At 56.3% G+C, this 25,542-nt stretch carries 25 protein-coding genes and 1 riboswitch; of the genes, 12 read left to right on the forward strand and 13 right to left on the reverse strand.

What is annotated here, in order from left to right; all coding sequences use genetic code 11:
- Window positions 1-136: 136 nt before the first annotated feature.
- On the forward strand, window positions 137-1,123 hold the full coding sequence (gene gluQRS, locus ACI0FJ_RS00630; protein WP_424297917.1) for a tRNA glutamyl-Q(34) synthetase GluQRS: 987 nt from the start codon (window positions 137-139) through the stop codon (window positions 1,121-1,123).
- Window positions 1,124-1,275: 152 nt separating this feature from the next.
- Window positions 1,276-1,374: riboswitch (TPP riboswitch) on the forward strand.
- A 106-nt stretch (window positions 1,375-1,480) separates the two neighbouring features.
- On the forward strand, window positions 1,481-2,755 hold the full coding sequence (gene thiC / locus ACI0FJ_RS00635) for a phosphomethylpyrimidine synthase ThiC (protein WP_424297918.1): 1,275 nt from the start codon (window positions 1,481-1,483) through the stop codon (window positions 2,753-2,755).
- Between the two features lie 443 nt (window positions 2,756-3,198).
- On the opposite strand, the gene ACI0FJ_RS00640 is transcribed toward thiC, so the two are convergent.
- A complete protein-coding gene (locus ACI0FJ_RS00640; RefSeq protein WP_424297919.1) occupies window positions 3,199-4,458 on the reverse strand; it encodes an APC family permease in 1,260 nt (419 codons plus the stop codon).
- Between the two features lie 116 nt (window positions 4,459-4,574).
- Here ACI0FJ_RS00640 and ACI0FJ_RS00645 point away from each other — a divergent pair, with 116 nt between their 5' ends.
- The 4 genes from ACI0FJ_RS00645 to ACI0FJ_RS00660 all read left to right on the forward strand — a co-directional run bounded on the left by ACI0FJ_RS00645 (window position 4,575) and on the right by ACI0FJ_RS00660 (window position 8,101).
- Window positions 4,575-5,447 carry a LysR family transcriptional regulator gene (locus tag ACI0FJ_RS00645; protein ID WP_424297920.1) on the forward strand — a complete coding sequence of 291 codons (873 nt, stop codon included), beginning with the start codon at window positions 4,575-4,577 and terminating at the stop codon, window positions 5,445-5,447.
- A 173-nt stretch (window positions 5,448-5,620) separates the two neighbouring features.
- Complete coding sequence (locus ACI0FJ_RS00650; protein WP_424297921.1) at window positions 5,621-6,646, forward strand: ABC transporter substrate-binding protein; 1,026 nt, start codon at window positions 5,621-5,623, stop codon at window positions 6,644-6,646.
- A complete protein-coding gene (locus ACI0FJ_RS00655; RefSeq protein ID WP_424297922.1) occupies window positions 6,634-7,335 on the forward strand; it encodes a GTP-binding protein in 702 nt (233 codons plus the stop codon). Before ACI0FJ_RS00650 ends, ACI0FJ_RS00655 begins: the two co-directional genes overlap by 13 nt.
- Window positions 7,325-8,101, forward strand: a complete 777-nt coding sequence (locus ACI0FJ_RS00660) for an ATP-binding cassette domain-containing protein (protein WP_424297923.1) — start codon at window positions 7,325-7,327, stop codon at window positions 8,099-8,101. The genes ACI0FJ_RS00655 and ACI0FJ_RS00660 overlap by 11 nt, the downstream gene beginning before the upstream one ends.
- 262 nt (window positions 8,102-8,363) lie before the next feature.
- Here the strand turns inward: ACI0FJ_RS00660 and ACI0FJ_RS00665 are convergent, their stop codons facing one another.
- The 11 genes from ACI0FJ_RS00665 to trmD all read right to left on the reverse strand — a co-directional run bounded on the left by ACI0FJ_RS00665 (window position 8,364) and on the right by trmD (window position 18,440).
- Window positions 8,364-9,062, reverse strand: a complete 699-nt coding sequence (locus ACI0FJ_RS00665; protein WP_424297924.1) for a GGDEF domain-containing protein — start codon at window positions 9,060-9,062, stop codon at window positions 8,364-8,366.
- A gap of 850 nt (window positions 9,063-9,912) precedes the next feature.
- Entirely contained in the window at window positions 9,913-10,674 is a 762-nt protein-coding gene (locus ACI0FJ_RS00670; RefSeq protein ID WP_424297925.1) for a metallophosphoesterase family protein, read from the reverse strand.
- A 236-nt stretch (window positions 10,675-10,910) separates the two neighbouring features.
- On the reverse strand, window positions 10,911-11,372 hold the full coding sequence (smpB, locus tag ACI0FJ_RS00675) for an SsrA-binding protein SmpB (RefSeq protein WP_424297926.1): 462 nt from the start codon (window positions 11,370-11,372) through the stop codon (window positions 10,911-10,913).
- Window positions 11,362-13,155, reverse strand: a complete 1,794-nt coding sequence (ptsP, locus tag ACI0FJ_RS00680) for a phosphoenolpyruvate--protein phosphotransferase (RefSeq protein WP_424297927.1) — start codon at window positions 13,153-13,155, stop codon at window positions 11,362-11,364. The genes smpB and ptsP overlap by 11 nt, the downstream gene beginning before the upstream one ends.
- Window positions 13,156-13,298: 143 nt before the next feature.
- A complete protein-coding gene (locus ACI0FJ_RS00685; protein WP_424297928.1) occupies window positions 13,299-13,607 on the reverse strand; it encodes an HPr family phosphocarrier protein in 309 nt (102 codons plus the stop codon).
- Between the two features lie 20 nt (window positions 13,608-13,627).
- Window positions 13,628-14,398, reverse strand: a complete 771-nt coding sequence (locus tag ACI0FJ_RS00690; protein WP_424297929.1) for a PTS system mannose/fructose/sorbose family transporter subunit IID — start codon at window positions 14,396-14,398, stop codon at window positions 13,628-13,630.
- Between the two features lie 453 nt (window positions 14,399-14,851).
- The gene (gene rsmI, locus ACI0FJ_RS00695) at window positions 14,852-15,691 is read right to left on the reverse strand and encodes a 16S rRNA (cytidine(1402)-2'-O)-methyltransferase (RefSeq protein WP_424297930.1); all 840 of its coding nucleotides are present in this window, start codon (window positions 15,689-15,691) and stop codon (window positions 14,852-14,854) included.
- Complete coding sequence (locus ACI0FJ_RS00700; protein ID WP_424297931.1) at window positions 15,633-16,037, reverse strand: YraN family protein; 405 nt, start codon at window positions 16,035-16,037, stop codon at window positions 15,633-15,635. The genes rsmI and ACI0FJ_RS00700 overlap by 59 nt, the downstream gene beginning before the upstream one ends.
- A complete protein-coding gene (locus ACI0FJ_RS00705) occupies window positions 16,019-16,660 on the reverse strand; it encodes a ribonuclease HII (protein WP_424297932.1) in 642 nt (213 codons plus the stop codon). The genes ACI0FJ_RS00700 and ACI0FJ_RS00705 overlap by 19 nt, the downstream gene beginning before the upstream one ends.
- 102 nt (window positions 16,661-16,762) lie before the next feature.
- Window positions 16,763-17,110, reverse strand: a complete 348-nt coding sequence (rplS, locus tag ACI0FJ_RS00710) for a 50S ribosomal protein L19 (RefSeq protein ID WP_424297933.1) — start codon at window positions 17,108-17,110, stop codon at window positions 16,763-16,765.
- Between the two features lie 52 nt (window positions 17,111-17,162).
- Window positions 17,163-18,440: a tRNA (guanosine(37)-N1)-methyltransferase TrmD gene (gene trmD, locus ACI0FJ_RS00715; RefSeq protein WP_424297934.1), complete on the reverse strand. Its 1,278-nt coding sequence runs from the start codon at window positions 18,438-18,440 to the stop codon at window positions 17,163-17,165.
- 134 nt (window positions 18,441-18,574) lie between these two features.
- Here trmD and ACI0FJ_RS00720 point away from each other — a divergent pair, with 134 nt between their 5' ends.
- The gene (locus ACI0FJ_RS00720) at window positions 18,575-19,438 is read left to right on the forward strand and encodes a YitT family protein (RefSeq protein WP_424297935.1); all 864 of its coding nucleotides are present in this window, start codon (window positions 18,575-18,577) and stop codon (window positions 19,436-19,438) included.
- Between the two features lie 82 nt (window positions 19,439-19,520).
- On the opposite strand, the gene cls is transcribed toward ACI0FJ_RS00720, so the two are convergent.
- Window positions 19,521-20,954, reverse strand: coding sequence for a cardiolipin synthase (cls, locus tag ACI0FJ_RS00725; RefSeq protein WP_424297936.1), 1,434 nt, complete (start codon window positions 20,952-20,954; stop codon window positions 19,521-19,523).
- Between the two features lie 258 nt (window positions 20,955-21,212).
- Here cls and ACI0FJ_RS00730 point away from each other — a divergent pair, with 258 nt between their 5' ends.
- The 5 genes from ACI0FJ_RS00730 to ACI0FJ_RS00750 all read left to right on the forward strand — a co-directional run bounded on the left by ACI0FJ_RS00730 (window position 21,213) and on the right by ACI0FJ_RS00750 (window position 25,369).
- Complete coding sequence (locus tag ACI0FJ_RS00730; protein WP_424297937.1) at window positions 21,213-21,974, forward strand: SIR2 family NAD-dependent protein deacylase; 762 nt, start codon at window positions 21,213-21,215, stop codon at window positions 21,972-21,974.
- Between the two features lie 93 nt (window positions 21,975-22,067).
- Window positions 22,068-22,754 carry a MotA/TolQ/ExbB proton channel family protein gene (locus ACI0FJ_RS00735; protein WP_424297938.1) on the forward strand — a complete coding sequence of 229 codons (687 nt, stop codon included), beginning with the start codon at window positions 22,068-22,070 and terminating at the stop codon, window positions 22,752-22,754.
- A 12-nt stretch (window positions 22,755-22,766) separates the two neighbouring features.
- The gene (locus tag ACI0FJ_RS00740) at window positions 22,767-23,186 is read left to right on the forward strand and encodes an ExbD/TolR family protein (RefSeq protein WP_424297939.1); all 420 of its coding nucleotides are present in this window, start codon (window positions 22,767-22,769) and stop codon (window positions 23,184-23,186) included.
- A gap of 70 nt (window positions 23,187-23,256) precedes the next feature.
- On the forward strand, window positions 23,257-24,039 hold the full coding sequence (gene tolA / locus ACI0FJ_RS00745) for a cell envelope integrity protein TolA (RefSeq protein WP_424297940.1): 783 nt from the start codon (window positions 23,257-23,259) through the stop codon (window positions 24,037-24,039).
- A 10-nt stretch (window positions 24,040-24,049) separates the two neighbouring features.
- Window positions 24,050-25,369 (forward strand): hypothetical protein, encoded by a 1,320-nt coding sequence (locus ACI0FJ_RS00750; RefSeq protein ID WP_424297941.1) that lies wholly within the window; start codon window positions 24,050-24,052, stop codon window positions 25,367-25,369.
- Window positions 25,370-25,542: the final 173 nt, after the last annotated feature.

Consider the following 25,542-nt stretch of genomic DNA (forward strand, 5'->3'; position numbering starts at 1 on the left):
ACCGGCAATCGCTTTGCGCGGGTATTAAATATTGTATGTGAACGACGGCGGGCATGGGGGGCTTTTCAACCGTAAAGGGTTTCCGTACCATGCCGCGATTGAAAAGCGGCCCTGGGCCGCATGCAGGAGATGGAGAGTGAGTACTATTCGCGGACGTTTCGCGCCGAGTCCGACAGGGCGCATGCACCTGGGCAATGCCTTTGCCTCTTTGCTTTGCTGGCTTGCGGCCCGCAGCCGGAGGGGGGAGGTCGTCTTTCGCGTGGAGGACATAGACCCGCAGCGCTCGCGTACCGAGTACGTGGATTTGCTTTTGCAGGATCTTGAATGGCTGGGGCTGGACTGGGACGAAGGGCCGGACAAGGGCGGAAGCTGTGGGCCATATGTGCAAAGCCGGCGGCTGGAGCGTTACGAGGCAGTTCTGAATACTCTGCAGGAGCGGCGTCTGGTCTATCCCTGCTGGTGCACGCGCCGGGAATTGCAGGAAGCGGCGCGCAATGGGCCACAGCCTGCCCGCCGTAATGCCGGGCCTGCCTATCCTGGTTTTTGCCGCGATTTGAGCGATGAAGAAAGGCGAGCCCGCATGGCCGGAGGCCGTACTCCTGTGCTGCGCTTGCTTTTTCCAGAACGCGACTATGAATTTACAGATCTGAATCTCGGCCATGTTTTGCTTTCCGGGGCGGAGATTTACGGCGATTTCAGCCTGCGCCGTTCGGACGGTGTTTTCGCCTACCAGCTTGCCGTGGTGGTGGACGACGTGGACATGCACATCACGCAGGTTGTGCGCGGGGCCGATATTTTGGACAGCACTCCCCGCCAGATGCGCCTGCTGGAACTTTTGGGAAAGCCGTTGCCCGAGTATGCGCATGTGCCTCTGTTGGTGGATGGCGGGGGAAAAAAACTTTCCAAAACCCACGCTTCCCTGGAGCTGGCCGCATTGCGCGGGGCTGGCGTACGCCCGGAAAATATCGTTGGGTACCTGTTGTGGCTGGCCGGGCTGCAGCAAGCGCCGCGCCCCGCCCGTGCCGGAGATTTTGTGGACAATTTCGATTTTGGGCCTGTGCCTTTGCAATCCATCGTCATTGCGGACAATGTGGCGGATATTCTTGCTGGCATGGGACGCTGATGGCCGGCACCGTGCGGAATGGGGTGGCATCGGGTCGGGGGTGTTTTTGCTTTCTTCGTAAAACCCCACATATAAACTTTCAGTATACACAGCTGTTTGTTTGTTTTTTCCTGTTACCCACTTGCATTCCCTTCACCCATCTGTAACATTGTCTCTGCCGATTGGGGTGTCCCGCGCGGAGCGGGGCTGAGATTAAACCCATGGAACCTGATGCAGTTCACACTGCCGAAGGGAATCGGGGCCGTGCCCCCCTTTCTCGGGGCATACACTCCACGACCTCTTTTCTTCTTTTCCCCGGCGGACTGCCAACGCGCTGATTGGGAGCGCACAACCCGCTTGCTCAAGCAAGGACGGATTATGTTGCAAATACAGAAAAACAAAGCTTTGACCGCACTTATGGACTCCTGCCTGGCTGATGTCTGCCAGCGTGAAGGTCTGGAAGAATCCGCAGTACGCGAGGCCATTGCCCAGGGGACAATGGTTCTGCTCGGCAACCCTGGCCGCAAGGATTTCAAACCCACGTTGGTGGGGCAGCCTGCCAAGGTGAAGGTGAACGCCAATATCGGAACGTCTCCCTTTATGAACGAGCCTGAAAGGGAAATGAAAAAGGCCAAGCTGGCCCAGGCTGCCGGTGCCGACACCATCATGGACCTTTCCACGGCGGGCGACCTTACCGCCATTCGTCAGGAAATGCTGGATAGCTGCCCCCTGCCTTTGGGAACCGTGCCCATCTACGGCGTGGCCGCAAAGTACATTCTGAACAAAGAAGATCCGGCCGAATTCAAGGCCGATGAACTGTTCGAGGAAATTCGCCGTCAGGCCGAGCAGGGCGTGGACTTTATGACCGTGCATTGCGGCGTGACCCGTCGCGCCGCTGCCCTGGCAAAGAATGCCAAGCGCATGATGGGCGTTGTTTCCCGCGGCGGTTCCATCACCGTGCGCTGGATGCATATCAACGACAAGGAAAACCCCCTTACCGAGCGTTTTGACGAGCTGCTGGAAATCGCGGTGAAGCACAACGTCACCCTGAGCCTGGGCGACGGTATGCGTCCTGGTGCCGGTGTGGATGCTGGCGATACCGCCCAGTGGGATGAGGTCATCACCCTTTCCGAGCTTACCCGCCGCGCCTGGGATGCAGGCGTGCAGGTGATGATTGAAGGCCCCGGCCACGTGCCCATGAACGAAGTGGAAACCCAGATTCGCGGCATCAAGCGGCTGTGCATGGGCGCTCCTCTGTACGTGCTTGGACCCCTGGTTACCGATTCAGCTCCCGGCTACGACCATATTGCCGGTGCCATCGGCGGTGCCATTGCCGTAACCCACGGTGTGGACTTCCTGTGCTATCTTACGCCTGCCGAACACCTTACCTTGCCCAATGGCGAAGACGTGCGCGCCGGTGTTATTGCCTCGCGCATTGCCGCCCAGTGCGGTGAGGCTGCCTTGGGACGTCCCCATGCCGTGCAGCGTGACAAGGACATCTCCCAGGCTCGTGCCGATCTCGACTGGAAACGCATGGCAGAGTTGGCCCTTGATCCTCCCACGGTGCACCATCGCCGCAAAGACCATGCGGACAAGGACGAATGCGCCATGTGTGGTGAATTCTGCGCGGTGAAGATGCTGAAGGATTTCTAACCACTGAAAACAGATCGGGGGCCGGGGCCATAATGGCTCGGTCGGCCCCTGTTTTTGATTTAATGAGAAAGGCCCTGCCGATGCATATGCGTTGGCAGGGCCTTTTGTTGTCGTGTTTGGAGGTTGTCGCGCCAGCTTATTTCGGGCCAGCTTGTGCGGGCCAGCCGGTTGAAGGCGGGGCATGGTGTGCTGGAGACGGCTCCCGGTCGGATTTTTGCCAGTTGGAGCGTATTTCAGCCTCCGTAAACCGTAAAAATATATATGAAGGGTGGGGGCGTTACGCCCTCAGGCTGCTGACAAAGGCACGGCAGCGTCGTTGCCTCAAAAAACTCAACCCCTCGCGTATCAGGAAATACGCGTCAGCCTTGAGTTTTTCTTACGCCTCGCTCTCGCACCTTTTTGAGCAGCCTGGAAGATGTAACTTTGTAACCAATCTTAGGACGTTACGCCCTTTCTTTTGTGTGTTTTCGTTGCAGCAGGCCGGCCTCCTGCGCCAGTACCGCGCAGGTGACTGCTCCCAGCCCCACCAGAATCCAGGGCGGAGAAAAGGACAGCAGGGAAACAAACCCCAGGCAGAGCAGGGCGCAGGCCATGCGCAGCGGCCAGGGGGGAATCAGCCGCATGGCAGCGGCCACAGCAAGCAGGGAGTTGGACAGAAAAAATGCGTTTGCCGCAGCAATAATATCTTCCAGGGAAAGGATCTTGAGGTGCAGCAGGAGAAGACTGATGAATTGAAGCCCGACAAGGAGTCCCAATGCCGCGACGGGGGCATCGTGTTTGTTACGTTTGGCAAGAACGGCGGGCAGGCGATGTTCTAGAGCCAGGGATGCGGCAAGGCGGGATACACCGCCGACAATCATCAGATAGGTACAAACGCACAGCGTGGTGGTGATGAGCATGATAACCACATCCGCCAAGGGCCCAAGCAGGATAGTGACCACAGCGGCCACGGACCGAGGGCCCTGGGTGTATGGTCCTTGGGTAGGCGGGATGACGGCCAGGGCCCAGGCAATCAGGATGTACACTCCGCAGATTATTGTTACTGCCAGGGCCGTGGCCACCGGAATGGTTGTCTTGGGCTGCCGTACATCCATGGTGTAGTTGCCGATGATTTCCCAGCCTATGATGGCCCAGAACAGCACGAGCAGGGTTCGTCCCATGGCCGCAATGTCCAACGGCGTACCCGGCAGGGGAAGCGTGGGCTCGGTGCATATGGTCGTCAGGCTGCCCGCTACCAGCACAATGCTCACAGCCACGCTGGCGGCAAAAGCGATATTTCCCACCAGGGTTATTCTGCGGGTAAGCAGCCAGCCGCACAAAAGGAGCAGACCGCCTGCCATGAGAGTCTCCACATCCGGCTGCAAATGCACAGCGTGTGAAATGGTCTTGGCCGCTGTCATAAGCACGGCTGTGGGGCCCACGCACACGGCGCACAGCAGATAGACCGAGGCAAGCCTTCCTGCCCGTGCGCCAAAGGCCTTGCGAATGGCAATGGGCGCGCCCTCCGCTCCGGGATAGGCCAGTGCCAGTTTGGCAAACACCATGGCAAAGGCGGCTCCCAGCCCCATAATCACGAGCCATGCGGCAAGGGTCCATTGGCCCAGCCGTGCCTGCGCTATGGGCGGGAGGAGAATGACGCCAGACCCTAATACGGCTCCGGCAATCAATCCGCTCAGTTGCAGCACCCCTATTTTTTTCTGCATTGTAAAGCTCCTTGACGTGGTTCAGCTGGTTTCGTAGCAGAAGTTGGAGAATCGATAAAACTGAATTTTTAAAAGAAAACATTCGCTAAAGCTGATTGATCCCATGCGGAGGGCGTATGGAGATTCGCAATTTTCTGACATTCAAAGCCATTGTCGAGCAGGGCAGCTTTGTTAAGGCGGCACGGACGCTCCATTATGCGCAGTCTTCGGTCACCTCGCATATCAAGGCGCTGGAGGACTACTACGGGCAGCCGGTGTTTGACCGTATCGGCAAGAGCGTGGTGCTCAACGCGTTCGGGCAGTTGGTATACAAGCGCGCCAGCGTGTTGCTGGCAGCATACGATGACGTCCTGGCGTTGAAAGACGAGACGGGCGACCCCATGGGACGTCTTCGGATCGGTGCGCCGGAATCGACCTTGCTCTACCGGCTGGCTCCGGTTTTGCGGCGGTATAAGGAACTGCATCCTCAGGTGGAACTGGTCATGGAAAACGCCACCTGTCCGCAAATGCGCCTGGCTTTGCGCAGCGGGGAACTGGACATGGGAATTTTGTTGGAACAGGTCGGCAACGAGCCGGACCTGGAGCGACTTCTTCTGTTTGAAGAGCCCATGAGCATTGTCATGCCCAAGGAGTACCCGGGCGACGAACTGTCGTCGGAAAACAGCTACACCATTTTGTATACCGAGGCGGGATGCAGCTACCGGGCGATATTCCAACGGCTGCTCGAAGAACGGGGTGTTGGTACCGACAATGTCATTGAAACCGCAAGCCTCGAGGTCATCAAGCAGTACATATTGTGCGGCATGGGTGTTTCGTTTCTGCCGACCGTTGTCGTGCAAAAGGAATTGGCTGCGGGCGAGCTGAAGCATGTTCCCTGGCAGACCTTGGACCCTGTCGTCATTCAAATTGTCCGGCACAAGGACAAGTGGATTTCGCCCGCCATGGCCGCGTTTACCCGTATTCTTCAGGAGGAGGCCCGTCGCTGGTGAGCCATAGGGCATGAAGTGGGAGTCACTGGAAAATCTGCATTCTGTTTGTATTCTCTTGGCAACTGGTGCACGTTTTGCAAAAAATCGCCAAGACATGCGTGGAAGGGATATTTAGCTACATTTTTGTGTTTTCTTCAGAATTGTCTCATATTTTCGCCACAAAAAGGAGCATTATGAAGACTCTTGACCAACTCATGGCCTCGGTTATCGCTTCGGGCCAACAGGATACTCCGGATTCCGGCGATCTCGACCTGCTGCTGTATTCTCCCTGTCCGGTCAAGCTGGCGGTCAAGGATCGGCTCGATGCCATTGTTTTGGAATCCGAAGCCGCAGGCGACCCGCTCAATATCCACATTCCCATGGGCTGCACCTCGGTGGACCCGTTCGATCCCCTTTACCTGGAGACCGACCCTGACAGGCTGCCGGACATTATTGCCTCCATCGGTTTCGGCGATTTTTTCAGAAAGGGATTTGCCGAACGTTTCGTGAATACCGGACTGTTTGAAGCCGTGCTGCCGGAAAGCGTTCATCCTTTGCATAAGGAAGCGGGAATAGTGGACCCGGAGGGGCGCTACACGGTGTACTCCCTTACTCCCTATATATTCATGGTGGATACGACCCGGTTGGGCGATTTGCCGCTGCCCCGCCGCTGGGAAGATCTGCTGCACCCGCGTTACCGGGGGCAGATCAACATGTGTGGCGACGGCGACGACATGGCGGACGCGGCCCTGATGTGCATCTACAAGGAGTTCGGCATGGAGGGCGTTGAAAAGCTGGCCGCCAATGCCCACGGCCTCATGCACTCCTCGCACATGGGCAAATCCGGTGGAGCGTCCAAGGCCGGAGGAATCTACATACTTCCGTACTTTTTTGCGGAAACCTCGCAGCAGCCGGAACATATGCGGGTGATCTGGCCCGAAGACGGCACGGCCGCCAGTCCCATCTATTTTCTTGCCAAGCGCACGGCCCGCCCCCGGCTGGACAAGCTGCTGGATTTTTTTACCAGAGGATTCGGCCAGATCCAAAGCGCCCGCTGGTTTCTGCCTTTGGGTGGTCCCTTGCCCGAGAGCCTGCCTGCCGAGGCCCGCATCAAGTGGGTGGGCTGGGATTTCATCCGCAGGCATGACGTAACAGCCGTGCGTGATGAACTGAACAGTACCTTCAGGCGCTTGGTGAAGGAAACGCCGTGCGACTCGTAACCGTTGCCGGGCCGCCTTCATGCGGCAAGACCTCCATACTGACCAAGGCCTGCTCCGAACTCATGCGCCAGGGCGTCTCCTGTGCCGTGGTCAAATTCGACTGTTTGCAGACAAAGGACGACGAAACCTATGCCGAGGCAGGTATTCCAGCCACGGCTGCTCTCTCCGGCGGACTGTGTCCCGACCATTTTTTTGCCACCAATCTGGAGGAGGCGTTTGCCTGGGCAGAGGGCACAGGGGCCGAGTGCTGCATCATTGAAACCGCAGGGCTGTGCAACCGGTGTTCTCCCCACTTGCGTGGGGCGCTGGGGCTGTGCGTCATCGACAACCTCATGGGCATCGAGGCACCCAAGAAGATCGGGCCCATGCTGCGGCTGGCCGATCTGGTGCTGGTCACCAAGGGGGATCTCGTTTCCCAGGCCGAGCGCGAAGTCTACCGCCACCGCATCCGGCAGATGAATTCCAAGGCCATCATCCGGCACATCAACGGACTTACAGGCCAGGGATGCCGCGACCTGGCCACCATACTCGCCATGGCGCCGTCCATCGGCTCGGTTACGGAGATGCGCCTCCGTTTTGCCATGCCTGCGGCGGTCTGTTCCTATTGTCTGAGCGAAACCCGCATCGGCAACCGCTATCAGAAGGGCAATGTAAAGAAGGCAACTTTCGGAGGCGGCCATGAGCGGTGATTTCTTGACCTTGAAGAGCCTGACCGTCACGGCGGGGCAGGACAAGTCCGGGCGTGATGAAAAACTGGATATTGTATTTTTGCCTGGAGAAATAACGGCGCTGCTCGGCCCTACCGGATCTGGCAAAAGCCGCTTTCTGTACGACATCGAATCCCTTGCCGACCGCGATACACCTTCGAACCGCTGCGTGCTGCTGGACGGAACCAAACCCGACGCGGACCGTCGGTTCGAGTTGCAGGGCAGGCTGGTGGCACAACTTACCCAGAACATGAATTTCGTTCTGGACATGGGAGTGCGCGACTTCATCCGTACCCATGCGGAAAGCCGTGGAACGGACGATCCGACCGCCACAGCCGAAAAAGTCATCCAGGCGGCCAATGAACTGGCCGGGGAACCTTTTCAGGTGGATACCCAGCTCACCCAGCTTTCGGGCGGCCAGTCCCGTGCCCTGATGATTGCCGACGCAGCCTTGTTGAGCTGGTCGCCCATTCTTCTCATCGATGAAATAGAAAACGCGGGCGTGGACAAGACCCGGGCTTTGGAGCTGCTGGTCAAAAGCGACAAGATCGTGGTTATTGCCACGCACGACCCGGTGCTGGCGCTTTCCGCCAACCGGCGTCTGGTGTTCGAGCACGGTTCGGTGCGCGCCATCATGGAGCGTTCTGCCGAAGAGGAACGGCTGCTGGTTCGGCTGGAGGAGATGGAAGCGGAGTATTCGCGCATAAGGTCGTGTCTCAGACGGGGCACCCCTGTGTCGGGCGGCTGAAAAAGGCGCGTTGGCTGCGTTGCTTCGGAATATTTAAGCCGCTCATGTACTTAAGAGTACACTTCGCGTTTAAATATTCCTCGCGCCTTGCTTTCACACCTTTTTGAACCGCCCGACAGGACGTACTTTTCTTGGCGTCTGCTTGCGCGGGGAGCGTTCGGGGAAGGGAAAAAAGGCAGGGCGGCTGCGTTGCTTTGAAAGGCTTTTCCTTTTGTTTTCCACTTGTTGGGGCAAATCAGACAGAGAAATTTGACCGTATGCCTTACGCCTGTTCGTCCGGTTTCAGGCAGGTAATATTGTCCTGCGACGGGTCGGCGATATAAATGCAAATCTGGTTTCTTCCATTTTCCTTGCTCTTGTAGAGAGCTTTGTCTGCACGTTGGACAAGGTTTTCCGCTGACGTGTTGTTATCCGGAACCATCGTTGTCACTCCAAGACTCAGCGTGACGATTTTTCCCGCCGTGGACGTTTTGTGAGGGATGTTCATTTTTCGCATATGATCTTGGAGTGTCTCGGCCACGTTGCGGGCTCCATTTTCCCCTGTATTCGGCAGTATCATCACGAATTCCTCCCCGCCGTAGCGGGCTGAAATATCCGAACCTCTTCCGCCGGACTTTCTGAACACATTCGCCACAGCCCGTATGCAGTCGTCTCCGGCCTGGTGCCCATAGGTGTCGTTGAAATTTTTAAAGCAGTCTATGTCGGCCATTATCAGGGAAAGAGGATGGGAAGTCCGCTGCAAACGGCTGAATTCTTCCAGCAGTTTCCTGTCAAAGTATCTTCTGTTGTAGAGATTGGTAAGCCCGTCCTGGTTGGCGATATTGGCGATGTGCCTGTTGGCGTCCCTCAGGTCGCGTTCCATGCGGTGGGCGTTGAGAATGATCAACGACTGGGTAATGCCTACCACGGCCACGGTTGTCATTATAATCAGAATACACTGGAATATTTCGGATTCTTGCATGAAACTGTGCGGTGTCCCTTGCAAGGATGTTACAATGATCCGGAGAACAGCCGAGGAAAGGGCAAACGAAATCATCGTGATGAGCAACCAGTTCTGGCTTTCGAGAACTGCCGGAACAAAACGATAGGCAATATAAAGTGCTTCGCTAAAAAGTATCGCCAATAGAATGCTTATGCATATGACGCGTGCAAACAGATTTGGATGAATATATGTTGCTATGAAAAATGTGCCCCAGTACGCGATAAGCAGGAGCGAATAGAAAACAGGATTTTTCTCCTGAACATTGAGAAATTTTTCCAGACCACGTGTCAGCATGTACGGCATTGCAAGTATGAGAAAATTTGCGCAAAGAATGGTCAGAAAATCGGGGAGAATGCCCCGGAGTGCAATTAATGCGGCTCCAAGGCTTATACATATGAAACCGATGGTCCAGTTGTGGAATCCTGGGTATGTTTTTCTCGCTATGGAATGGTACAGCATTATGCCTGCTGTGGTCATCGAAACAATCGCTCCGGAGACCATAACAGTTCGTATATCGAGTGAGTACACCATCAGTTTCCTTTCAAGAGAAGATTAATGCTTTGCTGGTACCATATAGCGAAGGGGATTATTCTTTCTTCTGTTGTCTCCGGGTGGATGTGCATTGCTCCTTTTTCTTGTCGGAACCGGGTGCTGGTTCAACAAGCTGTTTTCCGGAAGAGCGCTCCGGCAATTTTGCGTGACTATATTTAGCACAGAGCACATGGCTGTGTACACAAAATGTGCACAATCAAGATTTGCTGAGGCGTTATGGAAGGGCAGTCGGTGGATTAAAAATTCAACAGGCTTTCACCTCGATCTCCCTATTCTTTTATTCGGCACGTCCCGACGTAAGAAATTGGGCCCAGTCATCACGCTGTCTTTGCCGGGCAAGCGAAGCGGCCCTGTGGTGGTCGTAAGGAACTTTTATCTGCCGAACCTCCCAACCTTTTCGATTTTTTTCGAGGAGTGCATAGGATGCATGGGGACAGAAATTTTCCATGGCATGGGGAAACGGTTCATCATCCGAGTAGGCGGGCAGCCCCACGCTGCCTGGATTAACCACAAGCTGTCCGTTGCCAAGTGCCACAGTGCGCGGAATATGTGTATGACCGCAAAGGATAAGCTCCTCTGTCCTGCCCGCCAGGGACGACGTGATGTCGTCGTCTGAACGCATGGCGGGATGGCCGGAGGCAACGTCTTCCAGAAGATATTCCATGTCGTTTATCGGGGAACCGTGACACATGAGTATGTCGCTTTCCGGACAATACAGAGACGGCAGGGAAGCCAGCCATGCCAACGGCTCGGTGCCAAGGTCGTCCAAGACGAATTGCATCGTCGGGTTGGCGGCGGTTTCTGCAGGAGTCGCCTCCAGAATTTGGCGGTCCTGGTTGCCCAAGATAGTCAGGATGGTCAGGTTGGTGGGCATGGAGAGGCTTTGCAGCAATTCCCAGGTGGCACGTGGAGCAATGGGGCCGTAAAAAATATCCCCAAGGTTGAACAGCAGCTCCACCCCGTTGGCCTTGGCATTTTCCAAAACGGCTTCTAGTGCAAAACAATTGCCGTGGATGTCCGATAGAACAGCGATTTTCATGGACGTATCTCCAGGGAAGAAGTTCTCGGAGGCAGGCTAAAAATAGGTGTGTCGCGCCCGTGGAATTTATTTGATGGAATTTATTTTGTGCTAGGAAAATCAGGAACGCGACACGACACAATAGTGGGCACAATGAGGTGTGGCCTTACATTCGGGAGCGGTGGAAGCGCACCTGAAAACCGTATTTTCAGGGCGGTAATTCCGCAAAGTACCCGGGGTACTTTGCGGAGGTAATGCTAAAAATTAACCATTTGCCGTTTGGTTTCGCGGTCTATGTCGCGCTGCTTGAGTTCCTGCTTGCGGTCGTAGGTCTTTTTGCCGCGTGCCAGGGCTATCTCCACCTTGAAGCGGCCATGGACCAGGTAAATCTTGGTGGGAATGACGGCCAATCCCTTCTGATCCACCTTGGCGGATAACTGCGTTATCTCACGCGTGTGCAAAAGCAGCTTGCGCGGCCGCTCCGGGTCGTGCTCGCTGTATCCCGAGTGGTCGTAGGGCGCAATATGGACCCCCACGAGCCAGGCTTCGTTGTTGCGGAACTGGATATGGCCGTCCTTGAAGCTGATTTTCCCTTGGCGCATGGATTTTACTTCCGTGCCGACCAGGGACATTCCAGCCTCGAAGATTTCGAGAAATTCGTATTCGTGCCGTGCTTTTTTGTTCACGGCCACGGTTTTATGCGGCTTTTTAGGGGGCATTGCCGTTTCCTTCATCGCTTTCCAACAGGGAACTGAAAAAGGTCAGTTCCTCGGGGAAGCGTTGGTAAATTATGTCTTTAACCAGACGGTTTGTACGCGAAACCGTGCTGGAAGTAAGTACGAGTTTGAGCAGCGAGGCACATTCCTCCGTGGTTGTTTGCCGGATGATGCGCTTTATGCCCGGAATGGCCTGCGGGTTGAGGCTCAGGCAGTCGATGTGCATGCCGATGAGAATGGGAACGCAGAACGGGTCTGCCGCCATTTCGCCGCACAGGGATATCTCGATGCCCGCCTTGTGGGCCGCGTCCACGGCGTGTTTGATGCTGCGTACAATGGCCGGATGGAGCGGCTGGTACAGATAGGACACATGGTTGTTGGTCCTGTCTATGCCCAACGTGTACTGGATGAGGTCGTTGGTGCCGATGCTGAAAAAGTCGACTTCGCGGGCCAGGAATTCGGATACCATGACGGCGCTGGGCAGCTCGACCATTATGCCGGTGGGCAGATCCGGGTTGAAAGCGACGCCTTCCATAGCCAGCTCGCGGCGGCATTCCGAAAGCATGTTCTTGGCGTAGCGCAGTTCCTTGAGCCCGGAGATCATGGGGAACATGACCCGGACGTTGCCCTGGGTGGCTGCGCGGAGAATGGCCCGAAGCTGGGTTTTGAAAATCTTCGGGTGGCGCATGCAAAAACGTATGGCGCGCAACCCGAGCGTCGGGTTGGTCTCTTCCAGCGCTCCAAAGGAGGAAATCATCTTGTCCGCGCCCAGGTCCAACGTGCGAATGGTCAGCGGCCGCGGATTGAGAATGGAGGCCAGCTCGGAATATTCTTCGTAGAGTTCCGTTTCCGTGGGCAGGTCCCTGCGGTTCATGTACTTGTATTCGGTACGCAGCAGGCCCACGCCTTCGCCGCCGTTGTCCAACACCTGCGCCACTTCCTCGAACAGCTCTATGTTGGCCAGGATGCGCAGGGAATGACCGTCCCTGGTTTCGCCGGGCAGGTGACAGAAACGGATGATGCTTTTCTGGTAGTCGTGGAACTGATCGCTGAGCTCTTCGTATTGCGCAAGTTCATCTTCGCTTGGATCGACGAGGATCTTTCCCTTGAATCCGTCGACAACCACCAGATCGCCATCCGAGACCTTTTCCTCAAGGTCGGATACGCCGACGACCGCCGGAATTTGCAGAGAGCGGGCCAGGATGCCGGTGTGCGAGGTCTTGGCGCCCAGCGTGGTTACAAGGCTCATGATGCGGGTAACCTCCAGCTCCACGGTGTCTGCCGGGGAGAGGTCGTGCGCCATAAGCACCACGCGGCCTTCAAGAGCCTGCAGGTCTTTCTTCCCGCCAAGCAGCTGGTCCATGATGCGGCCGGCCACAATACGAATGTCGCCCAGGCGTTCACGGAAATATGGGTCGTCCAGTGATTCAAAGACACGGCCAAGTTCATCCACGGCCTTTTCCAAGGCCCATTCGGCGTTGATGGCGTGTTTTTCCAGAATGTCCGCAGCGGTTTTGGAAAGTTTGGGGTCCCGCACAATCATGATGTGCGAGTCGATGATAAGACCGTGCTCCTGCAGTTCGGCAGGCACGTTGGCGCGAATTTCCTCAAGCTGCGCAGCAGTGGCGGCAAAGGCCTTGTTGAGGCGTTCCAGCTCCCTTGCTATGCGGCGTGGGGATATGATGCGGCGGGGCAGGCGTTCGTACCGGTTTCTATTGAGAAAGAGCGCCTTGCCGATGGAGACTCCGGCTGAAACCGGAATGCCGCGAATGATTGTCCTGGCCATTGCTAGCGTCGCACTCCTGTGGCTTATCCTGAAAAAACGTGGCCAATTTGGTGTAGGCCGTTCGCTGGGCAACGTATGTTATTCGCGAGGTGCCGCCGGTGCGGAGTGGTGTTCCCACCGGCGGCGCCAGGCGATGGAGTTTTTCAATCCTCGTCGAATTGATTGTGAAACAGGGTTTCCAAACGGTCCAGAGCCTGGACTGCGTCGCAGCCTTTGGCCCGCATGACCAGATTGGTTCCAGGTGCGGCGGCCAAAGTCAGGATGTCGAGAATGCTTTTGGCATCCACTTCCTGTCCGGCGGCTTTCAGCACTATGGTGCAGTCGAACTTCTGGGCTTCCTGGGCAAGCTTTGCGGCGGGGCGCGCATGCAGGCCAAGCTCTCCGGTCACATGGACGTGCCGGACCAGGAAGCCGTTGTCGTTTTCGTCTGCAGTGTTTTGATTTTCGAGCATTTCAACCTCTATTTTCTTGGTCAGGCAGCCATCAGACTGGTGATAAACCGGCTGGTGAAAGGCCAGACCACAAGGGACAGAAGTATGAGCCAGGCCACGAGTTCTCGGGGCAGCTGGAGCCGTATGGCCAGTGCGGCGGCTAGTCCCAGGGTACACATACCCCAAAGCCATTCCCGCCACTGCAGCGGCGCGGGCCATAGCAGCACCCAGAAAAGTATAAGCAGCATACAGTTGACATATTTGATGCGCTTGCCCCAATCAATGAGGTTGAGACGGCGAATAGCCCTGAGAACCTCGAACTGACGGCGAAAACCAACCCAAAAAGTTACTGCCTTGAAGACCTGCAACGCTGTGAGCAAAACGGCTCCCAATACCATGGCGGACACCGGATAGCCAGCGGAAATCAGGCATACCGTGGCCAGGGACCACAGCGCCAGAAGGCTGCCGCCAAAGAAGGAATCACCTATGGCGGAAAGAGTGTAAACCGCCGTACTTTTGATGGATTCGAAAGCGTCCGTCGGCACCACTTTTTTGGCTATCCCCGTTTCCAGAGAAAGAAAAATTCCGGCCAGCATGGGGGTCCAGAAAAAATGGGTATTGTAATGTTTGATATAGCGTTTTCTTGCAGCAACAAGAGCGTCCGGGTCTTTATACAATGCCTTTAAGCCAGGTTCCAAGGCGAAGGCCAAACCCACATTTTGCATTCCACGTGTATTAAAGGCCGCACCGACCAGATAGCAGCGGGCGAAACAGTGCAGCATTGTCATGCTGGAGAGGCGAGCGGTCGGCATAAGCATCCTTCAGGTTGTTGAAAAGCGTGCGTTAGCTACGTTACTGCGGGAAATTTTCTCCCCTCGCGTATGGAAGAATACGCGTCGGGTCAAAATTTTCCTTGTGCCTTGTTTCCGCACGCTTTTGAACAACCTGCCGTGTGGGGTGTTTGAAAAGCGCACGTTAACTACGTTACTGCGGGAAATTTTCTCCCCTCGCGTATGGAAGAATACGCGTCGGGTCAAAATTTTCCTTGTGCCTTGTTTCCGCACGCTTTTGAACAACCTGCCGTGTGGGATGTTTGAAAAGCATACGTTAACCAGGTTATCGGCCTTTGGGAAATCCGTTTTCCTTACGGTCTCCCTGCCATTCTTTTCAGTTCGTATCCGCCCAAGTCTGAACAACTGGACAAAGGGACGGGCACAAGTTTTTTCAATTCTACTGAGTTTGCGTTTTTTCGGCAAAAATCTCGATTATTTTTCTTTTTGTGCCGCCATCCGTTCGTACACAGCCTTGGCAGTCCAGCCGAGCGACCGGTCTGCCACGCGTCGGGCGATGGCCTTGGGCTTGCCACCTGCTTCGGATTCCTCGGCAATGAGTTCATCGAGGGCGTCCTCATCGAGCTTTTCGTCGCGGTCCGGCGGGGCGATAACCACGGTGATCTCTCCGAGGTATTCCCGCTCGTCCCCTGCCATTTCATCGAGCTTTCCAAGGATAAACTCCTCGTGCTCCTTGGTCAATTCGCGGCAGATGGCGCATGGGCGGTTACCCAAAGCTTCCAGGGCCAGACCGAGCGTGGACTGCAGCCTGGATTTTCGTTCAAAGAAAACCAGGGTGGTCCGTATGTGTGCGAATTCCCCCAGAGTGGACTTTACGGCCTTGTCGGACCGGGGCAGAAATCCCAGAAAAGTATAAGGATAGGGCGGCAGCCCGCAGGCGCTGAGCGCGGCCATGGGAGCGGACGGTCCGGGAACGGGCGAAACATCCAGGCCTTTTTCCCGGCAGGCCCTAACCAGCCGGTAGCCGGGGTCGGAAAGCAGCGGGGTGCCTGCGTCCGAAATGAGGGCCACGTCCTTGCCCGATTCCAGCCAGTTGACCACGCTTTGCACGCGGCCTTCCTCGTTGTGCTCGAAAAAGCTGACAAACCCTTTGGCCTTCAGCCCCAGGCGTTGAAAAAGAAGTCCGGCGCGGCGGGTATCCTCCGCCAGAACCACATCCGCCTGTTGCAGGATGTCTTTGGCGCGGGGCGAAAGGTCACCAGGGTTGCCAAGCGGTGTTGCCACCACCCATAGCCGGGGAGAGGTCAAAGGCATTTTCAACATGCTCCAGAGTAAAGGATTCTCCGTCATACAATACACTGACGAAGTCGAAGCGGCAGGGGGCCTGCCATTTGTCTTTTTCGCTCAGCCACAGGCCCGCCGTCCGGGCCAGGGTTTTGCATTTGCTTGCCGAAAGCCCGTCCTGTGGGCTTGCCAGGGAGCCGGGGCCGCGTGTCTTCACTTCCACAAACACGTACATGCCGCGCCGCTTGCATATTATATCCAGTTCGCCCTTGCCCAGCCGGACATTGCGGTCCAAAACCGTGTAGCCCTTGGACCGGAGAAAATTCGCGGCTTCATCTTCGCCAAGTCGTCCCAAGTCTAGATGCCGGGCAGACAAATGGCCACCTCCCGTTCCGTGCGCACTCCCCTGAAGGTCACGCGGTGGACGCGACAGGGGCCGAGCCGCTCTATGGCTTCCATGTGCTCCCGTGTTCCGTACCCTTTATGCTTGGTCAGTCCGTATCCGGGATAGCGCCTGTCCAGTGCGGCCATGAGTTTGTCGCGAAAGGTTTTTGCAATGATGGAAGCCGCGGAAATGCACGGCTGGCTGAGGTCGCCGCCAACAATGGCCCGCTGGGCAATGGGGGATGAAAAGGTTCGGTTGCCATCGACCAGCAGCAGGGCGGGCCTGCTTTTGAGTTGTTCGCTGGCCCGGGCCATGGCGCGCATGGTGGCCTGCAAAATATTTATTCGGTCTATTTCCTCGGGCCAGGCCACCCCCAGCGCCCAGGACACGGCCTGTTCTTTGATGGCTGCTGCCAGAATTCCGCGTTTGGCTTCCGGTACCTTTTTGGAGTCGGTCAGCCCCGGCAGGTCGTATGCGGCTGGCAGAATGACTGCGGCAGCTACCACGGGTCCGGCAAGACAGCCGCGGCCGGCTTCGTCTATTCCGGCGGTAAGTTCCGGGGGGACAGCAGCTTCGGCAGCGCCGGAAAGCGGGGATGTCAGCAGGTCGGCCATAGAATGAATCCTTTGCAGAACACCGATAAAAAATGCCAAACGCAAAAAGGGAAGCCCCTGACGAGGCTTCCCTGAATGAACAATATCCGACCCCGTGAGGGACTAGTAAATGTTCTTGGACTTGATGCGGGCGGCTTTGCCCTTGAGAGCGCGCAGGTAGTACAGGCGGCTGCGACGTACACGGCCTTCGCTTACTACTTCAACGCGTTCGATGAAGGGCGAATGCAGGGGGAAGATACGCTCCACGCCCACGCCGTCGGAAATTTTACGCACAGTAAAAGTCGCGTCCGTGGTGCCGTTATTCCTACGGGTTACCGCGCCCTGGAAAACCTGGATGCGTTCCTTGTCGCCCTCGATGATGCGGAAATGCACCTTGACCGTGTCACCGGCCTTGAACCGGGGTACATCCATGCGAATGTGTTCGCTTTCAATCTGTTTGATAATATTCATGGCGCTCCTCCTGTGAGAAAAACGTTCGTTTGCGCGTTTTATATCTGTCCGTTTAGTATGCGTCTGCCAGCAATCTGTCCAGTGTAATCGCAGCAGCTGCCCGGACGGACAGATGGTTGTAATCGTCCATGTAGCGGATCGGGGGCAATGTGCCGTCCACGCGGTCCATGACTTCCCTGGCGAGTCCGTGTCCGGTTCCGAAGAGGAGTACGACCGGCCTGTCATCCATGACCTTTCGCAACTCGCTCGCGGATACGGTTGCCTTTCCCACGGCGCTTGTGGCTGCGAGATAGGGTATTTGTCCCGTGCGTTCATGCACATCGTCAATGATCTCGTCAAGTGATGCAGCGAGTCGTATCAGCGACATGGCTTCCGCCCTGTCGGGGTTGCTTCTGCTGCCGGGGCCGTTCACCCAATGCTGTACCAGACGTTCGGCCATTTCCCTTTGATCGGCCAGAATCGTTTGCACGTACATTCCGGCCAGTCCGTAAGAACGGGAAACGCGGCTAATATCGTGTAAATCCAGATTCGTCAAGGAAACGGCTGTTACTTTTTTTCTTGGATCGTACACCGGATGATGCAGCAGGGCGGTGTATAGGTTGCGTCCCAGCCGGGGGCGCGGCAGGGAACGCAAAAATTTCACGTCGTGCTTGTCCAGCGTGGCTTCTTCCAGCAGTTCCGGGCGTCGCAGAAGGGTGGTTTCCAGGGATTTCTGCCTTCGCCAGGTCGCAATGCGGCCGTGGTCCCCGGAGGTGACGATCTGCGGAACCTTCAGCCCCTCGAATTCCTCGGGGCGGGTGTAGTGGGGATATTCCAGCAGCCCGCCGGAAAAACTCTCCTCCTCGCCCGAGGCAATCTTGCCCATAAAGCCGGGAACAAGCCGGGAAACCGCCTCTATGACGGAAAGCGCGGCGCTTTCTCCGCCATTGAGAACAAAGTCGCCAACACTGACGGATTCCACCGGATAGAGGTCTTCAAAACGGGCATCGATTCCTTCGTATCTCCCACAAATTAGAGTGAGAGATTCGGATTTCGAAAGATTTTGCGCTTTTTTTTGAGAAAAAGGCTTGCCTCTCGGAGTCATAAGGAGTAGTGCCCCCGGCTCTTGAATGGTTTGCATTGCTGCCGCGAGTGGCGGCAGAAACATGACCATTCCGGGGCCTCCTCCATATGGAGTGTCATCCACGCTTTTATGGCGGTCGGTGGCGAAATCGCGCGGGTTGATCAGTGAAAATGATAAAAGCCCGGCGTCCACCGCACGGCCCATAAGGCCGGATGACAGAGGGGACTCGAAAAATTCCGGGAACAAGGTCAAAATGTTTATGTGCATGGCTTTTTCCCACGGCCCGCTGAAGAAATAATTGAAGTCGTCAAGAAAACGTGAGCCTGCGGGATATACGAAAACAACGACTTTGAAAAGTGAACGACGTTCATAACAATAAATATGTGTTTGGGAGGGAAGCCATGTCACCCGCTCGCATCAAGATTCTCGCATCGTCCATAGCCTGGAACCTCACGCTCATTACCGTGGGTTCCGTCATTTTCGCTATCGGCATGAAGTCCATCGCTGTAAAGCACGGGCTCGTGGCAACCGGCGTGTTCGGTACCGCACTCATGGCCGAATACCTCAGCGGGATATCTGCAGGTACCTGGAACATTTTGCTGAACATCCCGCTGTTCATCGTCGGCTGGCTGTTCGTAAGCCGCAAGTTCTGCCTGTACAGCGCGTATTCCGTTGTTGTGACAACGATCGCCTTTGAACTTATACAGATAAATTTCCATATCGACACGCAGCTGTATGCGGCGGTGGCCTGCGGTGTCATCTGCGGCACCGGGCTGGGCATCATCTTTCGTTCGCTGGGGTCCAGCGGCGGGTTGGATATCGTGGCCGTTCTGCTGTGGAAACGCTACAATATAGGCCTGGGGCAGACCTACATGCTCTACAATGCGATACTCTTTTCGGCCAGTGCCATGTTCATCGACATGGACCTGATCGTCGTATCCACCATCATGGTCTTCATCCTGTCCGTTACAGCCGAGCGTTGTTTATCCTTGTTCAACCAGCGCAAGGCCGTGCTGATCATTTCCGACGAAGCGCAAGCCATCGCCGGTGTGGTTTCCCGCAAGATAGGACAGGGCGGTACCATTCTGGACGGCCATGGTGCGTACAGCGGCGAGAACCGCAAGGTGCTGCTGACCATCATCAGCAATGTCCAGCTCAAGAAGCTGGAGGAAATCGTCTACACCCACGACAGCCAGGCCCTGATGGTGGTGGAAAACACCTTCTCCGTACTGGGCGCGTCTTTTTCCCCGCGCAAGGTGTACTAGGCGGAAGATACTTACAATTTGCCCGAATGAATTGCACAGGGCCGGAGGAAGTTTTTCCTCCGGCCCTGTTTTGCGTTGTATTCTATAATATAGGGGCGAACAGCCTCGCCACCCTGACCGCCGCCTTGAATCCGATCCAACGTCCGGTGTATTCCTCTGCCGTGCAGCGCACGCATTGGGCAAAATCCTGTTCCAGCATCTCTTCCACGCTGCGGACAAAGACCGGATCGAATCCCACCATTGATATCTCGAAGTTGAGCCGGAACGAACGGTTGTCGCAGTTGGCGGTGCCCACGCTTGCCATGGCGTCGTCCACCAGGATGATTTTCTGGTGCAGAAAACCCGGCTGGTACCGATAGAATTTTACGCCCAGGGATTCGAGTTCCGGCAGGTAGGAGAACGAGGCCATGTAGACCACCTTGTGGTCCGGCTTGAGCGGCAGCATGACGCGTACGTCCACGCCGCGCAGGGCGGCCAGCTGCAGGGCGGCGATGACTTCGTCCCCGGGCACGAAATACGGGCTGACGATCCAGATGCGTTTTCTCGACCTGTGAATGGCGTGGGTAAAGAACAGATTGCACGATTCCAGCTCGTCGGCCGGGCCGGTGGGCAGGGTGAGAAAGGGCATGTTGGCCTTTTCGGAAGGGCGTATGGTCCAGTCCAGCTTGGGCATGGTATGGGCGGACCAGTACCAGTCTTCCATAAAGGAAAGCTGCACCAGGGTGACGCACGGCCCTTCAAAGCGGCAATGGGTGTCTCTCCATTTGCCGAATTTGGGGTCGCGGCCCATGTATTCGTCGCCCACGTTCAGACCGCCGACAAAGGCGACCTTGCCATCCACCACCACGATCTTTCTATGGTTGCGGAAGTTGATCTGAAACTGGTTGCGCCAGCCCTTGGTGGTATGAAAGGCCCTGGCATCCACGCCCGCGTGCAGCAGTTCGTCCACATATTCGGTAGGGAGCTTGTGGCTGCCTATCTCGTCGTACAGCAGGAATATCCGTACGCCCTGGGCGGCCTTGGCCAGGAGCTTTTCCTTCAGGTCGCGGCCTATCCTGTCGTCGTGGATGATGAAAAATTGCACCAGAATATAGTCCCTGGCCTGATCCATGGCTTTGAAGATGGCTTCGAAGGTGGCATCGCCATTGATCAGAAGTTGGGCATGGTTGCCTTCGACAATGGGCGTTTTGGCGAGTTTTTCCAGCATCTGGAAACGGGCCTGGGGGCCGTCCAGGGAGACATCGAAATTCGACCGGTAGGGTTTGAGTTCGCGGGAAATCGTTTCAATTTCCTTGTCCCCTTCGCGCCGGGCCCGCACATAGCCCTGAAACCGGTTGCGCCCGAAAATCCAGTACAGAGGGACGGCCAAATAGGGAAACGTGACCATGGACATGATCCAGGCAATGGCCCCTTGTGATGATCTGGCTGTGAACAGGGCATACAGTCCCGACATGATACCGAGCAGGTGCAGGCAGCCCACAAGGGCGAGAAGAATATTTTCGTAATGCGCTTCCATGCATTCTCCCGAAAGCCTTTAAAAAAGGGGGTGCGGACCTTGCAGGCGGTTTGTCGCCCGAGGTCCCAAAGGCTTTGCATCGTCTGTTGTCATTTCATCTTGTTGTAATACTTCTAGCATATCGCAGGGGGTGTTCCTGCGGCATCATAGCATGGGGACGGGCGGCCAACAATTGGTGCTGCGGCCGTTTTTTTCCGTGCAGGGCGCAGGCTTGGGCAAGGGCTTCCCCTCGAAGGTTGGGCGTGGTATTTTCGGAATATGAAAAGAAAACAAGATGATCTGCTTTTTGCTGCAGCCGACATTCTGCGCAATGCCAAAAGCGTTGTGGCCTTTACCGGCGCAGGAATTTCAGTGCCCAGCGGCATTCCGGATTTTCGCAGCCCCGGCGGGCTGTGGTCGAAATACGATCCTTGGGAGGTGGCCTCGCTGCAGGCCTTGCGCGTCAATGCCACAGGTGTGTGGACGTTTCTTCTGGAAGCGGTGGACATGTTCGGGAGGGCGCGGCCCAACCCGGCGCACGAGTCCCTGGCCCGATTGGAATCCAAGGGATTTCTGGACGGCGTCATCACCCAGAATATCGACGGCCTGCATCAGGCGGCCGGGTCCGCCAATGTGGTTGAGTTCCACGGCGGATGCGAGAATTTTTATTGCATGCGTTGCCGTCGCGAGTACGACGCACAGGAGGCCCGCAGCCTGGGCAAGGATGACATTCCCTGGATGTGTGAATGCGGAGGCGTTATCCGTCCCGACATCGTTTTTTTCGGGGAAGGAATTCCCGGCCCTGCAACAAGGCGCTCCGATGAAATGGTGCGGCGTGCCGATGCCGTCATCATTGTGGGCACCTCCGGCGAGGTTACGCCCGCCTGTCTCATCCCCGGACGCATCAAGTCCGGCGGTGGAAAAGTCATTGAAATCAACATCGGTCCCACCGGGTTCGGCGGAGTAACGGACATTCGTTTCGATGCCCCGGCCGAGCAGGTTTTGCCCGTGCTGGCGGACCTGGTTGAAAGCCCGGCCTGAACAACGTACCCTGCCCGAAATTCCGAATGCCGAGATAACGTCCGGTAGATGGAAGGGCTTGATTTTCAACAATAACTCAACCAAGGTATTGCTATGGACACCCTTTTTTGGAGTGTGCTCACCGAATCTTCCGTTGTCATCCAGCTCGTCATGCTGCTTCTGGTTCTCATGTCGTTGGCCAGTTGGAGCGTTATCTTTTTTAAGTTTGTAACGCTGATCAAAGCAAAAAAACGGGCAGTTGCCGACTTTAAAACCTTTCAAGACGCAGGCGACCTGAGCGAGGCCATGCAGGCCATCAAGGACCGCCGTTCGAATATTTTCCAGATAGGCTATATGGCAGTGCGTGAACTGCGCAAGCTGGAACGGGCCAAGCTGGACGAAGGCGTCAAAGGAAAGCTGGCTCTGGACAACGTGCGCCGGACCCTCCGGCAGGGCGTCAGTTCGGAAATGTCCAATTTGGGCGCGGCTCTGCCGCTGCTTTCCACCTGCGCCAACGCCGCTCCTTTTCTTGGCCTGTTCGGCACGGTGTGGGGCATCATGCGGTCGTTCCATGCCATCGGCCTGATGAAGACCGCGTCCCTGGCCGTTGTCGGCCCCGGTATTGCCGAGGCCTTGAGCACCACCGTCGTCGGCCTGTCCGTCGCCATTCCGGCGGCCATTGCCTACAACGTCTTTGTGGGGCTGTTGGGCCGCGTGGAAATTGAATTGGTCAACTTTGCTGGTGAATTTCTCAACCGCATGCAGCGTGAACTCGGCCTGGGTGCCGATTCCGCCGAATAATCGGAGGGCCCCATGTCCTTTGATTACCAGAGCAAGCGCGAGTACATGGCGGACATCAACCTCACGCCCCTTGTGGACGTGGTGTTCGTGCTGCTGATCATTTTTATGGTGACTGCGCCGCTGATGACACAGGGCGTTGATGTGGAATTGCCCCAAACCCGTACGGTCAAGAATCTGCCCATGGATACCAGCCATGTGGTGCTGAGCGTCAAAAAGGACGGAAGCGTCTTTTTGGACGAGTACGAAGTTCCGCAGGACCGGCTGGAGCAGGATCTCAAACGGCTTGTGACCACAGCCGGAAAGTCCCTGTACCTACGTGCCGACAAGCAGACGCCCTATGGCGAGGTTGTCCGCGTGATGGGTGAAATCAAGGCTGCCGGAATCGAGAAGATCGGTGTGGTGGCCGAAGAGGACAAAAAGAAATCAAAATGAGCATTCTGCCTGCAAGGCTATATGACTATCGGCTTTCGCGCGGAGTGTCCTTGATGAGGTGTCGGGTCTGATGCGGCTGACCAGTATTCTTTTCTCCGTGCTTGTACACGTTCTCGTGTTGGTGCTGGCTTTCTTTTGGAAGCCTGCCTCCACGGTGCATGTCCGGTTGGATGTGCCGTCGTACCAGGTGGATCTTGTTACCTTGGAAGCGCCCAAACCGGCGCCCAAGCCCAAGGCTGTGCCCAAGCCCGAGCCCGAGGTCAAAAAGCCCGAACCTCCCAAGCCGAAACCCGAACCCAAGGTCAAACCCCAGCCAAAACCGGAACCCAAGCCCAAGCCGCAGGACATCAGCGCCAAAAAGGTGAAGAAGAAAAAACGTCCCAAGCCCAAGCCGCGCGAAAATCCCAAGGATGTTCTCGCCAAAGCGCTCAAGTCTGCCAAGGCGGATGCGGCCCGCAAGGAAAAGGCGGAGCGCAATGCCCTGGCCAACGAGCTCAAAAACCTGCGCAGTCAGGTTAAAAAGGATGACGAACAAAGGGCTTCTTCCGGGCAGGGCGAGGCAGTGGCCTCGGGAGCCGAAGCGGTTTATGCCGGTATTGTTGAAGGTTTGATCAAACAGAACTGGCGCTATCCGGCCATTACATCCAGCGCCTATTTGACCTGCGTTGTCCAGGTGGATCTTGCACCCGACGGCACGATTACGGGCAGTCGGATTCTGCGTTCCTCTGGCCGGGGCGATTTCGACTCCTCCGCATTGCGCGCGGTGCAGGAGACGCAAACCCTGCCGGAGCCTCCGGGCCACGACATCAAAACAATTCAGATCAACTTCAACTTGCAGGAGTTGTTGGATTAAACGAGGTATTATGCGTTTAAGACTCTTTTTCAACACCCTTGTTCTGTGTTTTTGCCTGCTTTGGGCAGGAGCCGCGCCAGCCATGGCCGCCCGGGTGCTGACCGTGGACATCCACGGCCCCGGACAGAACAAGGCGAATATCTATTTGGCCCCGGCCTTTGCGCAAGAGGGAACAACCCTGCCCTCCATGTCTCCCAAGCTGGCAGAGGCCATTCGGAACGACCTGGCTTATCTTCCTTTTCTGTCTCCCGAGTTGCCAGAGAACATCCTGGGCGGTCCCAAACTGAAGGGAGCTACAAGCAAATACATCGATTTCAAGCGGTTTCAGCTGAGCAAGGTGGACCTGCTGGTCTCTACGGTATGGACCGAAACCCTTGGCGAACAGAGCGTGGAACTGCGCGTATATGAAGTCTTTTCCGGGAATCTGTTTCTGGGCAAGGCCTATTCCAATATCGGCCCGGACAATGTGACGCTTGTGGCCGATCGTTTTTGCGCCGATCTGATGAAGGCCCTGACCGGGCAGGAAGGTTTTTTCTCGTCCAGTCTGGTGTTTTCCAGAAACCAAGGAAAGCAGCGCACCATCTGGCGCGTCAGCGCCACCGGCCGCAAGCTGCGCCAGTTGACCCAGGACGAAGGCAAGGCGTTGAGTCCGTCCTTTTCCCCGGATGGCAAGCGGGTGGTCTTTTCCTACGTAAGCCGGAACGGGCACAGGCTGGGCGTGTGGGAAAAGGGGCAGAAGACCAGGCTCCTCAAACTGCGCGGCAATTCCGTCATCGGCCCCACGTTTACTCCAAACGGCAATATCGCGCTGACCCTGGATATGACCGGCCAGCCCGATATTTATCTGTTGGGACCCGATTACAAGGTGGTGCAGGAACTCGCCAAAAGCTGGGCCATCGACGTTTCCCCGTCGTTCGACAGCAGCGGCAAGCTCATGGCCTTTACTTCGGGCCGGGCGGGCAACCCGCACATCTTCCTGCTGAATAGGGAAACCAAAGAGGTCCGCCGCATTACTTATGATGGAAAATACAACACCAGCCCCAGCCTGAGCCCGGACGGACGGCTGATTGTCTTTTCCAGGGATTCGTCCGAGGGGCACCGTTTGTTTTTGCACGATCTGGCCAGCGGCAGGGAAAAGCAGCTGACTTTCGGACCGGGCAGTGACGAGACCCCTGCTTTTTCTCCCGACGGGTACCACATTGTTTTTGCTTCCAGCCGAAGCGGGGAGTACAAGCTCTACATGACCACCCGCTATGGAGATCCTGCCGTGCTTGTGAATACCGGGCCGGGAGACGCCAAGTCGCCTGCCTGGGGACCCGCGATGGACTGAGCAGGTCAATGATGCTACAGGGTGTGCACGGAAAGTGTTTCCGTGCAGCTGGGCATGACTTAGAGGGGTTGATTTTAATGCTGAAGCCGCTACAACGTAACATAGTGTTGCAATAATAAGCGGCTGTTCCCCCCTAGGGGCTTACAACAGAAAAGCCGGATTAGAAGGAGGCC

The organism is Desulfovibrio sp. 7SRBS1, assembly GCF_049723905.1.
GTDB lineage: Bacteria > Desulfobacterota > Desulfovibrionia > Desulfovibrionales > Desulfovibrionaceae.